The sequence below is a fragment of the Campylobacter concisus ATCC 51562 genome, assembly GCF_000466745.1.
Lineage (GTDB): Bacteria > Campylobacterota > Campylobacteria > Campylobacterales > Campylobacteraceae > Campylobacter_A > Campylobacter_A concisus_B.
Window position 1 is genome coordinate 1 of the sequence record NZ_ANNI01000021.1, and the last position, 348, is coordinate 348.

4 tRNA genes are annotated in these 348 nt (G+C 50.3%); all 4 read left to right on the forward strand.

Annotated elements, in window-relative coordinates:
- The first annotated feature begins 2 nt into the window (after positions 1 to 2).
- The 4 genes from ATCC51562_RS09355 (at position 3) to ATCC51562_RS09370 (ending at position 346) form a co-directional block, all read left to right on the forward strand.
- Positions 3 to 78: transfer RNA gene (locus tag ATCC51562_RS09355), tRNA-Lys, on the forward strand.
- A gap of 13 nt (positions 79 to 91) precedes the next feature.
- Positions 92 to 167, forward strand: a tRNA-Glu gene (locus ATCC51562_RS09360).
- Positions 168 to 185: 18 nt separating this feature from the next.
- Positions 186 to 261 (forward strand) — tRNA-Val (locus ATCC51562_RS09365).
- Positions 262 to 269: 8 nt separating this feature from the next.
- Positions 270 to 346: transfer RNA gene (locus ATCC51562_RS09370), tRNA-Asp, on the forward strand.
- The last annotated feature ends 2 nt before the right edge of the window (positions 347 to 348 follow it).

Below are 348 nucleotides of genomic sequence, written 5' to 3' on the forward strand. Positions count from 1 at the left end.
ATGTCTTGCTAGCTCAGTCGGTAGAGCATCTCACTTTTAATGAGGGGGCCGTTGGTTCGAATCCAACGCAGGACACCATTTTTGGGTTTATGACCCTTTCGTCTAGTGGCTCAGGACTCTACTTTCTCTGTGTAGAAACAGAGGTTCAAATCCTCTAAGGGTCGCCAGATATTTTTAAATTTTTAGGTCGCTTAGCTCAGTTGGTAGAGCGCCACCCTTACAAGGTGGATGTCATAAGTTCGAGTCTTATAGCGACCACCATTTTAGGTGCAGCGGTAGTTCAGTTGGTTAGAATGCCGCCCTGTCACGGCGGAGGTCGCGGGTTCGAGCCCCGTCCGCTGCGCCATC